We start from the raw sequence: 14,213 nt of genomic DNA, 5'->3' as shown, positions 1-14,213 counted from the left end.
TCGGCAGAATAGTCGCCATTCAGCACGGAGCAACGTCATGACCCAGAACATCTACGACACCGAGGTTTTCTTCGAGGGCTACAGCAAAATGGGCCGCTCGGTAGAAGGCCTCGCCGGCGCTCCGGAGTGGCCGGCTCTGCAAGCCATACTACCGCCGATGTCGGGTTCGAAAGTGGTGGACCTCGGTTGCGGCTACGGCTGGTTCAGTCGCTGGGCCCAGGAGCAGGGCGCCGAACAAGTGCTGGGGCTGGATGTGTCGCAAAAAATGCTGGCGCGTGCGAAGGAGATGACTGCGTCTTCGGCCATCACCTACGGCATCGCCGACCTGGAAAAACTCGACCTTCCGAATGCCGCTTTCGACCTGGCCTACAGCTCATTGGCGTTCCATTACATCGTCGATCTGAAAGGCCTGTTCGCGCGCATCCATCAGGCGTTGGTGCCAGGCGGACGGTTGGTGTTTTCCATCGAGCACCCGATCTTCATGGCGCCTCGGCAGCCGGGCTGGCTGATTGATGAGCAAGGGCGCAAGAGCTGGCCGGTGGACAGCTATCAGATCGAAGGGCCACGGGTCACCAACTGGTTGGCAGATGGCGTGATCAAGCAGCATCGCACGGTAGGCACGTTGCTGACGCTGTTGATCCAGGCGGGGTTCACCCTGACCCATGTAGACGAGTGGGGCCCCAGCGAAGCAGACCTGAAGGCCCGCCCCGCATTGGCAGAAGAGCTGGAGCGGCCGATGATGCTACTGGTGGCCGCCCACCGTTGATTCCGTGGCTGAAAACCCGATCAAAAATGTGGGAGCGGGCTTGCTCGCGAATGGGGTGGGTCAGCCAATGAATCTGGCACTGATACACCGCCTTCGCGAGCAAGCCCGCTCCCACATTTTGATCCGCGTTAACCGGCCTTTTTCAGCGCCTCAATCAACTCATCCTTGCGCATGGTCGAACGCCCGGGAATGTCCTTGGCGCGCGCTTCCTTCAGCAAGCTTTCCTTGGTCTGCGTGCCCAGCGACATCCTGCTGTTACTCGGATGCCCTTCACGACTGGCCGCAGCCCGTTTGGCCGACTTATGCCGGTCCTGAGACTTCTTCGCCGGCGCCTTGCGCTGACCTGAACCGCCAGCCTTTTCGCCGCCACCCGACTGCTTGTTGACGGTGGCCCAAGCCCGGGCCTCGGCCTCTTCTTTCGACAAGCCCTTGTGCTCATAACTATCTTCGATATGAGCGGCCTTGCGCTTCTGTTCGGTGGTGTATTTGGCTTTGCTTCCACGAGGCATTGCGATACTCCTTCTGGTTCTGGCCCTTCGCGAAGGGCCAGGCCAGACAAAGTGCGTTACTGGCCCGCTTCGCTTTCCAGCTTGCGAGCCGCTTCCACGCCGGATGCGGTGAGCTTGATCGGCAGGTTCAGCGCGTGTTCCCCGGCATCGTTGCAGGTCACATGGCCTTCCTTGATCCACCCGCGGTCCTGCAAGGTGGCCAAGGCGCTGGCCACCACTTTTTCACCTCGGTAGTTGTCCAGCACTTCCTTGCCCAGCCCACTGGGATGAGCATGGAGCAGACGGGTGAGGACTTCTTTTTCAAGGTTGTGATCGACGTTCATGCATACCTCTTCACTGGGAAATGGTTGGGTGTTCGTCTTTTTCGTGGGTTAAGGCGCTGGCTGTTTTGGTGCACCAGGAATGTTTGAGTCATCGCCTTTATTGATCGAAGGCGAAGTGGCGCCTGGGCCCATTTTGCCGTTAGGTACTGCACCGCTGTTGCGATTGGTGTCGTCACCCTGGGTGCGTGGGTCTTTGCTGTTGTCGATGATGGCGCCGCCATTGGTGTCCATGCCGGTGCCCATCGAGTCCTTCGACTCTTGGGTAGCGGGGTTGGGCGGGCTGCCGACAGGGTCGGTCGGGCCGGTGCTGGAGCCTGTGGTGGCGGCAAAGCTGCTCAGCGAAACGGCAGACAGCAAACCGGTGAGGGCGAGGGCGGCAAATTTGGAAGTCGTCATGATGGTGTCTCCATATGATTAATGTCCTTACCTGATATTGGTCCGCCCCCGTTTGCGATTCGTGCCTCGATACCGACGAACGGTCTTACGTCGCTTGTAAGATTTTGTGTGACACGATTCGGCGCCAGACCAGCCGCGCCACTGTGATCAGCCAATTGAGCAAAGCCACGGCCAGCACGCTCATCAACAGGGTCGGCATGCCGTATTCGACGATGACCTTGCCCGCCAGCAACGGGAAACCGAACACCCCGATAAAGTACGCCAGGCTGAACAACAGCAGCGCTTGTGAAGTGGTGCCGGCGGGCGCCTCGTTCGCCGCCAAACCATTGATCACCGAATACGTCAGGCCATAACCGACGCCCAGGGTGACGGCTGCCAGCAGGTAGCTGTAGTTGCCGCCGACCCTGAACCCGAACAGGAAAATCGACACCAGCATCAACCCCGACAACACACACGCCGCCCAATACGGATCACGCTTGACCACGATGCCGGCGATCAGCAGGCGGCTGGTAATCGCCGCACTCATAAAGCCCAGGAAGAACAGCGAATAGTCCAGCCCGTGCAGCGCCGCGTAGCTGGTCTGGAAACTCGACAATCCGCCAAACACGCAACCGCCGAGGCCGACCATGATGATCGCGAACACCGCTTTCGATGACAGCACCTGGCGCGTGGCCGACCAGGAAATCTTCGACGCCGGCGCGGTGTGCTGACTGAGGGCGCGACCCAGCCGCCAGAAAATCACCACGCCCGTGAGGCTCGCCAGCGCCGCGATATAAAACGCCGCCGTCAGCGAAAAATCCAGCGCACTTGCCGCCCGCCCCAGCAGCGGCCCGGAGCCGATCCCGGTCATCATGCTGCCCGACAGCAGGGCGAAATATTTGGCCCGCTGCGCCGGTTCCACCAGCATCGCGACGATGATCGGCCCCAGCGTATAGAACACGCCCCAGCCCAACCCCAACGACAAGCCGAAGACCATTAGTCCCTCGCCAAATCCCGGCGTCAGCGCAAAGCCCAGGCACGCCACCACCAGCAATACACCGAGCAGGGCGATGGACTTGGCGGCTCCCAGCAGGTCCGCCAGATGCCCGGAAACCAGCACCGCCACAAAGGTGCTGAGCATTGCCATGGAGATCACGCTGCCGGCGTCGTGTTCGTTGCCGCCACGCGAATGGATCAGCAGCGACAGCAAGAATGTCGAGCCGTAGGACAGGGAAAGCAGGTAGCTGGCGAGGCAGAAAAGGGCGAACAGTTTTCCGCCAACCGCAGGTGAGGAGTGCATGGAAAAGCCTTGCGTCTGTTGGATTTATGCCCAACTTTTACCATGCACGGCGCGTGGGATTGTTCTGTGGTTCGCGGTTCTTGCGTTAGCCCACAGCGGAGTATGGCGTGCCGATTTCTTCGATGAACAGGTCCATGAAACCCTTCAACCGCTCATGGCGCGCCAGGGCCATGCGTTGCCCCGTCGGCGTCTGAAATCCGCCCGCCAGATGCAGCAGCTTGGTCTGGAAATGGTCGAGGCAGAAGCGCTTGTCGTCGTACTCGCGATGCTTTGCCGTTGGGTCCGCCGGGTCATACAGCCCGCTGCCCATACGCCCGGCGATGTAAAACGTGCGGGCCACGCCGATCATGCCCAGGGAATCCAAGCGGTCGGCATCCTGCATAATCTTTGCTTCAAGTGTCACTGGAGTAAGGCCCGCCGAAAAGCTGTGGGTCTCGATGGCATGCGTCACCGCAGCAATCGTTGCGGGCGGCCAGCCCAGCCCCTGCAAAATCTCCCCGGCTTTGTCCGCCGCCAGCTTCGACGCCTTGGACCGCAACGGTGAATTCTTCTCCACCGCCACGCAGTCATGCAGCAACACGGCTGCCAGCAGCACCTCAAGCTCGCCACCTTCCTCAGCCTGGATCGAGCGCACGTTGTGCCACACCCGCTGCAAATGGGACAGGTCGTGGGCACCGTCTTCCGAAGGCTCAAGGGCGCGAGGCAATAAAGTCTCGGCGAGGTCGGTCAGTGGCGTGAAGGGCATGGGGATTCTCAAAGGTCGACGGCCTGTAGGTTAGCCGCGAATCAAATTGCACTGCAATCGGTCATTAAAGCGCCTTAGTATGTGTGCTTTATTTCCCTGACAAGGCCAGTCCATGACCATCGAGATTCGCCCCGCCGTGCCCAGCGATGCTGCGCAAATTCTGGCCTTCATCACCGAGCTTGCCGACTACGAAAAAGCCCGCCACGAAGTGATCGCCAGCGTGGTGGACATCGAGCGCAGCCTGTTCAGCGAAGGCGCCACCGCCCACGGCCTGATCTGCCTGCGGGACGGTTTGCCGATCGGCTTTGCGGTGTTCTTTTTCAGCTACTCCACCTGGCTCGGCAGCAACTGCCTGTACCTCGAAGACCTGTACATCAACCCCGAGCAACGCGGCGGCGGGGCGGGCAAGAAGTTGCTGCGCCACCTGGCGAAAATCGCCTGCGACAACGGCTGTGGGCGTTTCGAGTGGAGCGTGCTGGACTGGAACGAGCCGGCCATTGCGTTCTACAAATCCATCGGCGCCCAGCCACAGGAAGAGTGGGTGCGCTACCGCATGGAGGGCGATGCCTTGAGGGATTTCGCCCAAGGTTGAAGGCCTATAAAGAGCCGGCTATCACAGCCGGTTTTTTTATACATTTGTTCACTATGTGGGATGATAATTTATATATTGAGATGTTTTGGTTTCTGGGTTTATAGTCTTGCGCATCAGCACTCACTACCAAAAACAAAACAGGTGAAGCGATGCAGGCACAACCGTTGTCGTTACCTCCGGTGCCCGAGCCGACTTACGGCGAGCGACTGAAGAACAAAGTCGTGGTCATTACCGGTGCCGCCCAAGGCATTGGCGAGGCAATCGTCGCTTGCTTCCAGGCCCAGCAGGCGCGCCTGGTAATCGGTGATATCCAGGGCGAGAAGGTCGAGAAGGTCGCCGCTCACTGGCGTGAACGCGGCGCCGAGATTTACGCACAACCCGTCGACATCACTTCCAAGGACCAATGGCGCTCCCTGGTGGACGTGGCCATCGAACGCTTTGGCCGCGTCGATGTACTGGTCAACTGCGCCGGCGTCAACGTGTTCCGCGACCCGCTGGAAATGACCGACGAAGACTGGCGCCGCTGTTTCGCCATCGACCTCGACGGCGCCTGGTACGGCTGCCGCACCGTGTTGCCGCACATGATCGAGCAGGGCATCGGCAACATCATCAACATCGCCTCCACCCATTCCAGCCACATCATTCCCGGTTGCTTCCCGTACCCGGTGGCCAAGCACGGCCTGCTGGGGCTGACCCGCGCACTGGGCATCGAATACGCGCCCAAGGGCATCCGCGTAAATGCCATCGCGCCGGGCTATATCGAAACCCAACTCAACGTCGATTACTGGAACGGCTTTGCCGACCCGCACGCCGAGCGTCAGCGTGCCTTCGACCTGCACCCGCCCAAGCGCATCGGCCAGCCGATTGAAGTGGCGATGACGGCACTGTTTCTTGCGACCGATGAGGCGCCCTTTATCAATGCCACCTGCCTGATGATCGATGGCGGGCGGTCGGTGATGTACCACGATTAACACGTTTCCAAATAACAAGAAGAGGTGGTTCATGCTCAAGAAGACACTAGGCACCCTTGCACTCACGATGGCGCTCAACGGCCTGGCCTCTGCCGAAGAAGTCAAGATCGGCTTCCTGGTCAAGCAGGCGGAAGAGCCTTGGTTCCAGACCGAATGGGCCTTCGCTGAAAAAGCCGGCAAGGACCATGGTTTCACCGTGATCAAGATCGCCGTGCCCGACGGCGAGAAAACCCTTTCCGCCATCGACACCCTCGCTGCCAACGGCGCCAAGGGCTTCGTCATCTGCCCGCCGGACGTGTCCCTCGGCCCGGCGATCATGGCGAAGGCCAAGCTGAATAACCTGAAAGTGCTGGCGGTGGACGACCGATTCGTCGACGCCAAGGGCAAGCCCATGGAAGACGTGCCTTACGTCGGCCTGGACGCCTACAAGATCGGCCAGAAACAAGGCGAAGCCATGGCCACCGAAGCCAAGCATCGCAACTGGGACTGGAAGGACACCTACGCCGTCATCAATACGTTTGACGAGCTCGAGACCGGCAAGAAACGCACCGACGGTTCGGTAGAAGGCCTCAAGGCTGCCGGCCTGCCGGTTGACCATATCCTGTTCACCGCGCAGAAAACCCTCGACGTGCCGGGCGCCATGGACTCCACCAACTCGGCCCTGGTGAAACTGCCCAGCGGCGCGAAAAACCTGCTGATTGGCGGCATGAACGACAGCACCGTACTGGGCGGCGTACGCGCCACCGAAAGCGCCGGCTTCAAGGCGCCGAATGTCATCGGCGTGGGCATCAACGGCACCGACGCCATCGAAGAGCTGAAAAAATCCGACACCGGTTTCTACGGCTCGATGCTGCTCAGCCCCGATGCGTCCGGCTATAAAACCGCTACTGCGATGTTCGAGTGGGTGACCAAAGGCACAGAGCCGGCCAAGTTCACCGCACTGGATAACGTGACCCTGATCACCCGCGCCAACTTCAAGGAAGAGTTGAGCAAGATCGGTCTGTGGAAATGAACAGCGCTGCAGCAGAAAGCCTGCGCTTCAACGGCATCGGCAAGGAGTTTCCCGGGGTGAAAGCCTTGGCGCAGATCAGCTTTGAAGCGCGGCCCCATTCGGTGCATGCGCTGATGGGCGAGAACGGCGCGGGCAAGTCGACCTTGCTGAAAATCCTCGGCGGTTTTTATCCGCCCAACAGCGGCAGTTTGCAGTTGGGCGAACGCAGTGTGAGTTTCAAATCGGCGGCCGACAGCATCGCCAGCGGCATCGCGGTGATTCACCAGGAGCTGCAACTGGTGCCGGAAATGACCGTCGCCGAGAACCTGCTGCTGGGGCATATGCCGTCGCGCTTTGGCGTGGTCAATCGCGGCGCGATGGTGCGCAAGGCGCGGGAATTGCTCAAAGGACTGGCGGATGAAATCGATCCGAACATGCGCCTGGGCAGCCTGTCCCTCGGGCAGCGGCAACTGGTGGAAATCGCTAAGGCCATGTCACGCAATGCCCATGTGATCGCGTTCGATGAGCCGACCAGTAGCCTCTCGGCCCGCGAGATCGAGCGGCTGATGGTGATCATCGCCCGGCTGCGGGATGAAGGCCGGGTGATCCTCTACGTGTCGCACCGCATGGAAGAAGTGTTCCGGATTTGCGATGCGGTGACGGTGTTCAAGGACGGGCGCTTCGTGCGCACCTTCGAGGACATGGCGCAGTTGAACGTCGACCAGTTGGTCAACTGCATGGTCGGGCGCGATATCCAGGACATCTATGACTACAGGCCGCGTGAGCACTCCGGTGAAGCGCTGCGAGTCGAAGGTTTGCTCGGGCCAGGCTTGCAGGAACCGGTGAGTCTGCAGGTGAACAAGGGCGAGATTCTTGGGCTGTTTGGCCTGGTCGGGGCAGGGCGCACCGAGCTGTTGCGCCTGCTGGCCGGGCTGTCGCGCAGTACCCAGGGTGCCTTGGTGTTGCATGGCCAGGCGCAGACGTTCAAGACGCCACGGGATGCGATTGCGGCGGGTGTATTGCTCTGCCCCGAGGACCGCAAGAAGGAAGGCATCGTGCCCCGCGCCAGTGTCGCGGAGAACATCAATATCAGTGCGCGCCGCGACCATGCGCGCTTCGGTTGGCTGATCCAGGGCGGTTGGGAACGCGCCAACGCCCAGCGGCAGATCAGCGCGCTGAACGTGCGCACGCCGTCTGCCGATCAACCGATTCTGTTCCTGTCGGGGGGCAATCAGCAGAAGGCGATTCTCGGTCGCTGGCTGTCGATGCCGATGAAAGTCTTGCTGCTGGACGAGCCGACGCGCGGCATCGATATCGGTGCCAAGTCGGAGATCTACCAGATCATCCACAACCTGGCGGCCAGTGGCATTGCGGTGATTGTGGTGTCCAGCGACCTGATGGAAGTGATGGGCATCTCCGACCGCATCCTGGTGATGAGCGAAGGCGCCCTGACCGGCGAATTGACCCGCGATCAAGCGGACGAAGCACGACTGCTGCAACTGGCTCTTCCGCGTACGCGGGACTGAAGAATACGAGGGGTAGGTATGTCACAGGTAAAAACCGCAAGAAGCTTCTGGCCGGGGTTCAACCAGCGCAAGTTTCTCGATGATTGGGTCATGCTGCTGGCGGCCTTGAGCATCTTTTTGCTCAGCGCCATTTTCATCGACAACTTTCTCTCGCCGCTGAACATGCGCGGCCTGGGGCTGGCGATTTCCACCGTGGGCATTGCAGCCTGCACCATGCTGTTCTGCCTGGCGTCGGGGCACTTCGACTTGTCGGTGGGCTCGGTGATCGCCTGTTCGGGCGTGGTGGCGGGGATCGTGATTCGCGACACCGACAGCGTGTTCTTCGGCGTGTCGGCCGCGTTGGCCATGGGGCTGGTGGTGGGGCTGATCAACGGCATCGTGATCGCCAAGCTGCGGATCAACGCGTTGATTGCCACGCTGGCGACGATGCAGATCGTGCGTGGGTTGGCGTATATCTTTTCCAACGGCAAGGCGGTTGGCGTGATGGACGAAAACTTCTTCGTCTTTGGTAACGGCCAACTGTTTGGCGTGCCGGTGCCGATCATCATCACCGTGCTGTGCTTTGTGTTTTTTGGCTGGCTGCTGAACTACACCACCTACGGGCGCAACACCATGGCCATCGGTGGCAACCAGGAAGCGGCGCTGTTGGCCGGGGTAAATGTCGACCGTACCAAGATCATCATCTTTGCCGTGCACGGGGTGATCGGTGCGTTGGCCGGGGTGATCCTGGCGTCACGGATGACCTCGGGGCAACCGATGATTGGCCAGGGGTTTGAGCTGACGGTGATCTCGGCGTGCGTACTGGGCGGGGTGTCGCTGAGCGGCGGGATCGGGATGATCCGGCATGTGATTGCCGGGGTGCTGATTCTGGCGATCATCGAGAACGCGATGAACCTGAAGAACATCGATACCTTCTACCAATACGTGATTCGCGGCTCGATCCTGTTGCTGGCGGTCATTATCGACAGGATGAAGCAACGATAAAAAGGGCGCCACAAGACCAATGTGGGAGCGGGCTTGTTGTGGCGAGGGGGCTTGTCCCCCGTTGGGCTGCGAAGCGGCCCCAAAGCCAGGCAACTCTGATCTGTCTGGAAAAATCGGGTAACTCTCTTGGGGCCGCTGCGCAGCCCAACGGGGGACAAGCCCCCTCGCCACAGAGCTCCCTCGCCACAACAGTCGTGACCGCCCATAATGCTCGCCGTTTTCGTACTTCCCAATAGGCCCGATATGCAGGAAAACGCCCACACTCCCGTCAAAGACGCCGCCCCCACCGGCACTCAAACCCTGCTCCGTGGCCTGGGCGTGGTGCAGGCGGTGGCGGCCGGCGCGCGGGATCTCAAGGAGATTGCCAAGCGCATCGGCACCACCCGCAGCACCACTCACCGCCTGGCCAGCTGCCTGGTGGAAGAGCGTTACCTGCGCGTGGTGCCGCAAGTCGGCTACCTGCTGGGTCCCAAGTTGATCGAGTTGGGTTTTCAGGCGCGGGAGGAATTACCGCTGGTGAGCCTGGCGGTGCCGTATCTGGACGAGCTGTCGGCGCTGACCGGCGACACCATCCACCTGGCGATCCGCGAATACGATGATGTGCTGTACCTGCACAAGAACCCTGGCCGCAATGGCCCGGAAATGCGCTCGCGCGTAGGCCATCGCATGCCGCTGGCGCGTACCGGGATCGGCAAGGCGTTGCTGCTGGATGACACGGTGGAAGAGTGGCAGCGCCTGTATCAGGTCAGCTTGCCCACAGGCGGGAAAAACTTGCAATGGCCGCAGCACCCCGAGCAATCCTGGGCGCAGTTTGAACAGCGCATGCAGGAATACGTGGCGGGCGGTTATGCGTTTGATCTGGAAGACAACGAACCGTCGATCCGTTGTGTCGCGGCACCGGTGCGCGATGCCAGCCGGCGAATCGTCGCCGGCATCAGCATCGCCAGTACCGTGCCCTACATGCCGCTGGAAAAAATGGCCGAGCTGATCCCTGTGATCAAACAGGTCGCAGCACGGCTGTCAGCGGAGTTGGGCGCGAAGGCCTGATCTCCCCCGTAGCAGCTGTCGAGCCCCAGCGAGGCTGCGTCTGCGGTGTATCAGGTACACCGCGAACGCAGCCTCGCCAAGGCTCGACAGCTGCTACGGGGGGGCGGTTTGTCAGGCCTTCAGGGTCGCCATGTCGATCACGAAGCGGTACTTCACATCCCCGGCAATCATGCGGGTGTAGGCTTCGTTGATCTGGCGGATGTCGAGCATTTCGATGTCGCAGGTGATGCCGTGCTCGGCACAGAAATCCAGGACTTCCTGGGTTTCGGCAATCCCACCGATCAACGAACCGGCCAGCACCTTGCGGCCCATCACCAGCTTGGCGGCATTGACGGGCGGGTCGACCGGCTCGATCAAGCCCACCAGGATGTGCACGCCGTCAAAGCGCAGCACATCGAGGTAGGGGTTCAAGTCGTGCTGCACCGGAATGGTGTCCAGCAGGAAGTCGAAATGCCCGGCGGCGGCTTTCATCTGTGCTTCGTCGGTGGACACGATCACGTGATCGGCGCCCTGGCGGCGGCCTTCTTCGGCCTTGCTCGCGGAACGGGTGAACAGCGTCACTTCGGCGCCCATGGCCTTGGCGAACTTGATGCCCATATGGCCCAAACCGCCCATGCCCAGAACCCCAACCTTGTCGCCAGCCTTCACGCCATAGTGCTTGAGCGGCGAATAGGTGGTGATACCGGCGCAGAGGATCGGCGCGGCGCTGGCCAGGTCGAGCTTGGCCGGGATCTTCACCACGAAGTGCTCGCTGACCACGATGCTGTCGGAGTAGCCGCCCATGGTGTTGCTGCCATCGACCCGGTCCGGGGTGGCGTAGGTCATGGTCGGGCCTTCAAGGCAGTATTGCTCGAGGTCGGCGTGGCAGGCGTCGCAGTGACGGCAGGAGTCGACCATGCAGCCAACACCCACCAGGTCGCCGACTTTGTGCGCGGTAACGCTGGCGCCGACGGCAGTGACCTTGCCGACGATCTCGTGGCCCGGCATCAGCGGGTACACGGCAATGCCCCATTCGTTGCGTGCCTGGTGGATGTCGGAGTGGCAAACGCCGCAGTAGAGGATTTCGATCGCCACGTCATCGGCGCGCGGGCTACGGCGTTCGAAGGACATGGGGGCGAGGGGAGTGGTGGCCGATTGAGCGGCGTAACCGATGGCGGTGTACATGGAGAAACCTCGCAGGTGCAGTAACAGGTGAGGTGGGGCATTCTCCTCGCCGTGCCTCGGGGCAGCCATGGCGATTGCTCCGAGTCTCATGCCTATTCGTCCGGGAGTGCCCCTGGATTGGATCACTGTGGCGCCAGACCTGCGATGATGGTGTCATCCCCTTTTTCGCGAAGTTTTTGCCATGTTGTTGACCCGCCATGTCGATGCCAATGCCGCGTTGGTTGCCCTGATCGAACCGCTGACACCCCGTGATGGTTTCTCGCCCACGAACTTGCCAGGCGTGCAGGTATTACGCGCCAGTTGCGATGTGGCGCGGGGCCCGCAGATTTATGAGCCGAGCCTGATGATCGTCGCCCAGGGCAGCAAGGTCGCCTACCTGGGCCCGCGAACCCTGGAGTATGGCGCCGGGCATTACCTGATCCAGGCGATGCCGGTGCCGTTCGAATGCGAGACCTTTGCCATGCCGAATGCGCCGCTGTTGGGGGTGACGGTGGGCATTGACCGGGTGGTGCTGGGTGAGTTGGTGATGGCGATGGGGATCCAGTCCGGGCCACCGCCAGCGGCGCAGACGTTGGAGTCGATGAGTTCAGTGGTGTTGGATGACGCCATGCGTGGCTGTGTCGAACGGCTGTTGCAGTGCCTGCACGATCCGCTGGAGAGTCGGATCATGGGCCCGGCGCGGGTGCGGGAATTATTGTTCACCGCGTTGCGCGGGCCACAGGCGGATGTGTTGCGGGCGCTGGTAGAGCAGCAAGGGCAGTTTTCCCGGGTGGCGACCTCGTTGAACCACCTGCATGCCCATTACGCCGAGCCGCTGAATATCGAGACCTTGGCGGGTTATGCGCACATGAGTGCGTCGACCTTCCACGAACACTTCAAGCGCTGCACGCTGTTGTCGCCGGTGCAGTACCTCAAGCGGTTGAGGTTACTCAAGGCGCAGCAGTTGCTGTTGGTGGAGGGTATGGGCGTGGCGCAGGCGGCGCACAGTGTGGGCTATCAGAGCACGTCGCAGTTCAGCCGGGAGTACAAGCGCTACTTCGAGCGCAGCCCCGGGGATGAGCGGGCGGCATAACTCTTGTTGATTCCCGTAGCAGCTGTCGAGCCTTAGCGAGGCTGCGTCAGCCGCGACTCGGTTCCAAATCAGTGGCGCGCCCGACGCAGCCTCGCTGGGGCTCGACAGCTGCTACGAACAATGGGCTACAAAAAAGGCCCCCATTTGGGAGCCTTCTGTTCAAGCAGCGGATTTACATGTTCGGGTAAGTCGGCCCGCCCGCACCTTCCGGTGTCACCCAGGTGATGTTCTGCGAAGGGTCCTTGATGTCACAGGTCTTGCAGTGCACGCAGTTCTGGGCGTTGATCTGGAAGCGCTTCTCGCCGTCTTCCTTGGTGATCACTTCATACACGCCGGCCGGGCAGTAGCGCTGCGCCGGTTCATCGTAGAGCGGCAGGTTGGTGCCGATCGGGATGCTCGGGTCTTTCAGCTTCAGGTGGCACGGCTGTTCTTCTTCGTGGTTGGTACCGGAGATGAACACCGAGCTCAGCTTGTCGAAGCTCAGCTTGCCGTCGGGTTTCGGGTAGTCGATTTTCTTACTGTCCTTGGCCAGCTTGAGGCAGGCGTAGTCCGGCTTCGTGTCGTGCAGGGTGAACGGCATTTTGCCGCCGAGGATGTTCTGGTCGAACCAGTTGAAGCCGGCACCCATGATCGGGCCGAACTTGTGCATCGCCGGGCCGAAGTTGCGGCTGGCGAACAGTTCTTCGTAGAGCCAGCTGTTCTTGAAGCTGTCGACGTAGTTGGTCAACTCGTCGCCGCCTTCGGATTCGGCGAACAGGCGCTCGGCCACGGCGTCAGCGGCGAGCATGCCCGACTTCATGGCGGTGTGGCTGCCCTTGATTTTGGCCACGTTCATGGTGCCCAGGTCGCAGCCAATCAATGCACCACCCTTGAATACCATTTTAGGCAGCGAGTTGATGCCACCTTTGGCCAGTGCGCGGGCGCCGTAGCTGATGCGCTTGCCGCCTTCCAGGTACTGGGCCAGTACCGGGTGATGCTTGAGGCGCTGGAACTCGTCGAACGGCGACAGGAAAGTGTTGCTGTAGGACAGGTCGACGATCAGGCCGACCACCACTTGGTTGTTTTCCAGGTGATAGAGGAACGAGCCGCCGGTGTTCTCGTTGCTCATGATGTCCAGCGGCCAACCGGCGGTGTGCACCACCAGGCCTGGCTGATGTTTGGCCGGGTCGATTTCCCAGATTTCTTTCAGGCCGATGCCGTAGTGCTGGGCATCAGCGTCGCTGTCCAGGTTGAAGCGCTGGATCAGTTGCTTGCCGATGTGGCCACGGCAACCTTCGGCGAACAGCGTGTACTTGCCACGCAGTTCCATGCCAGGGGTGTAGACGCCTTCTTTTGGCTGGCCTTCACGGTCGACGCCGAGGTCACCGGTGATGATCCCGCGCACCACGCCGTTTTCGTCGAACAGTGCTTCCTGGGCGGCGAAGCCCGGGTAGACTTCCACGCCCAGGTTCTCGGCCTGCTGGGCGAGCCAGCGGCACAGGTTGCCCAGGGAGATAATGTAGTTGCCTTCGTTGTGCATGGTCTTGGGCACAAAGAAGTCAGGCACCTTGGTGGCGGCTTCGCTGGAGCGCAGTACATAGATGTCATCACGCACAACAGGGGTGTTGAGCGGTGCACCGAGTTCTTTCCAGTCCGGGAACAATTCGTTCAGGGCACGGGGTTCAAACACGGCACCGGACAGGATGTGAGCGCCGACTTCGGAGCCTTTTTCGACCACGCAGACGCTGATTTCCTTACCGGCTTCGGCGGCCTTCTGCTTCAATCGGCAGGCGGCAGACAGGCCTGCCGGGCCAGCGCCGACGATGACCACGTCGAATTCCATGTATTCGCGTTCCACAGGCTATCTCC

Annotated in this window: 15 protein-coding genes; 8 read left to right on the top strand and 7 right to left on the bottom strand. The window is 61.0% G+C overall.

All coding sequences use genetic code 11. The annotated features are described in order from the left end of the window. The first annotated feature begins 37 nt into the window (after window positions 1-37). Entirely contained in the window at window positions 38-766 is a 729-nt protein-coding gene (locus ACA046_RS24385) for a class I SAM-dependent methyltransferase (RefSeq protein ID WP_497675144.1), read from the top strand. 128 nt (window positions 767-894) lie between these two features. On the opposite strand, the gene ACA046_RS24380 is transcribed toward ACA046_RS24385, so the two are convergent. From ACA046_RS24380 to ACA046_RS24360, 5 genes are all read right to left on the bottom strand, one after another. Beyond that, the gene (locus ACA046_RS24380) at window positions 895-1,275 is read right to left on the bottom strand and encodes a Rho termination factor N-terminal domain-containing protein (RefSeq protein WP_497675143.1); all 381 of its coding nucleotides are present in this window, start codon (window positions 1,273-1,275) and stop codon (window positions 895-897) included. A 56-nt stretch (window positions 1,276-1,331) separates the two neighbouring features. After that, window positions 1,332-1,598 (bottom strand): hypothetical protein, encoded by a 267-nt coding sequence (locus tag ACA046_RS24375; RefSeq protein WP_017475797.1) that lies wholly within the window; start codon window positions 1,596-1,598, stop codon window positions 1,332-1,334. Between the two features lie 48 nt (window positions 1,599-1,646). Beyond that, on the bottom strand, window positions 1,647-1,994 hold the full coding sequence (locus ACA046_RS24370) for a hypothetical protein (RefSeq protein ID WP_010165919.1): 348 nt from the start codon (window positions 1,992-1,994) through the stop codon (window positions 1,647-1,649). 85 nt (window positions 1,995-2,079) lie between these two features. Beyond that, on the bottom strand, window positions 2,080-3,273 hold the full coding sequence (locus tag ACA046_RS24365; RefSeq protein WP_459023005.1) for an MFS transporter: 1,194 nt from the start codon (window positions 3,271-3,273) through the stop codon (window positions 2,080-2,082). 85 nt (window positions 3,274-3,358) lie between these two features. Further along, window positions 3,359-4,018: an HD domain-containing protein gene (locus ACA046_RS24360; protein WP_497675142.1), complete on the bottom strand. Its 660-nt coding sequence runs from the start codon at window positions 4,016-4,018 to the stop codon at window positions 3,359-3,361. A 112-nt stretch (window positions 4,019-4,130) separates the two neighbouring features. On the opposite strand from ACA046_RS24360, the gene ACA046_RS24355 reads away from it, so the two are divergent. The 6 genes from ACA046_RS24355 to ACA046_RS24330 all read left to right on the top strand — a co-directional run bounded on the left by ACA046_RS24355 (window position 4,131) and on the right by ACA046_RS24330 (window position 10,129). After that, a complete protein-coding gene (locus ACA046_RS24355) occupies window positions 4,131-4,610 on the top strand; it encodes a GNAT family N-acetyltransferase (protein WP_010165922.1) in 480 nt (159 codons plus the stop codon). Between the two features lie 149 nt (window positions 4,611-4,759). After that, window positions 4,760-5,581, top strand: coding sequence for an SDR family oxidoreductase (locus tag ACA046_RS24350; protein WP_459023002.1), 822 nt, complete (start codon window positions 4,760-4,762; stop codon window positions 5,579-5,581). 31 nt (window positions 5,582-5,612) lie between these two features. Then, window positions 5,613-6,593 (top strand): substrate-binding domain-containing protein, encoded by a 981-nt coding sequence (locus tag ACA046_RS24345; RefSeq protein WP_497675141.1) that lies wholly within the window; start codon window positions 5,613-5,615, stop codon window positions 6,591-6,593. Then, a complete protein-coding gene (gene araG / locus ACA046_RS24340; protein ID WP_421525384.1) occupies window positions 6,590-8,098 on the top strand; it encodes an L-arabinose ABC transporter ATP-binding protein AraG in 1,509 nt (502 codons plus the stop codon). The genes ACA046_RS24345 and araG overlap by 4 nt, the downstream gene beginning before the upstream one ends. 18 nt (window positions 8,099-8,116) lie before the next feature. Beyond that, the gene (gene araH / locus ACA046_RS24335) at window positions 8,117-9,082 is read left to right on the top strand and encodes an L-arabinose ABC transporter permease AraH (protein WP_497675140.1); all 966 of its coding nucleotides are present in this window, start codon (window positions 8,117-8,119) and stop codon (window positions 9,080-9,082) included. Between the two features lie 243 nt (window positions 9,083-9,325). Then, window positions 9,326-10,129: an IclR family transcriptional regulator gene (locus tag ACA046_RS24330; RefSeq protein WP_258347197.1), complete on the top strand. Its 804-nt coding sequence runs from the start codon at window positions 9,326-9,328 to the stop codon at window positions 10,127-10,129. Window positions 10,130-10,240: 111 nt separating this feature from the next. Here ACA046_RS24330 and ACA046_RS24325 read toward each other — a convergent pair whose 3' ends face one another. Then, on the bottom strand, window positions 10,241-11,293 hold the full coding sequence (locus tag ACA046_RS24325) for an NAD(P)-dependent alcohol dehydrogenase (RefSeq protein WP_167663949.1): 1,053 nt from the start codon (window positions 11,291-11,293) through the stop codon (window positions 10,241-10,243). A 181-nt stretch (window positions 11,294-11,474) separates the two neighbouring features. On the opposite strand from ACA046_RS24325, the gene ACA046_RS24320 reads away from it, so the two are divergent. Further along, window positions 11,475-12,365 (top strand): AraC family transcriptional regulator, encoded by an 891-nt coding sequence (locus tag ACA046_RS24320; protein WP_004371227.1) that lies wholly within the window; start codon window positions 11,475-11,477, stop codon window positions 12,363-12,365. Window positions 12,366-12,537: 172 nt separating this feature from the next. Here ACA046_RS24320 and ACA046_RS24315 read toward each other — a convergent pair whose 3' ends face one another. After that, a complete protein-coding gene (locus ACA046_RS24315) occupies window positions 12,538-14,202 on the bottom strand; it encodes an electron transfer flavoprotein-ubiquinone oxidoreductase (protein ID WP_497675139.1) in 1,665 nt (554 codons plus the stop codon). Between the last annotated feature and the right edge of the window lie 11 nt (window positions 14,203-14,213).

The sequence above is a fragment of the Pseudomonas sp. LBUM1641 genome (assembly GCF_059716235.1).
The sequence above is the reverse complement of the archived record's forward strand: the minus strand, read 5'-3'. Positions and strand labels throughout refer to the sequence as shown.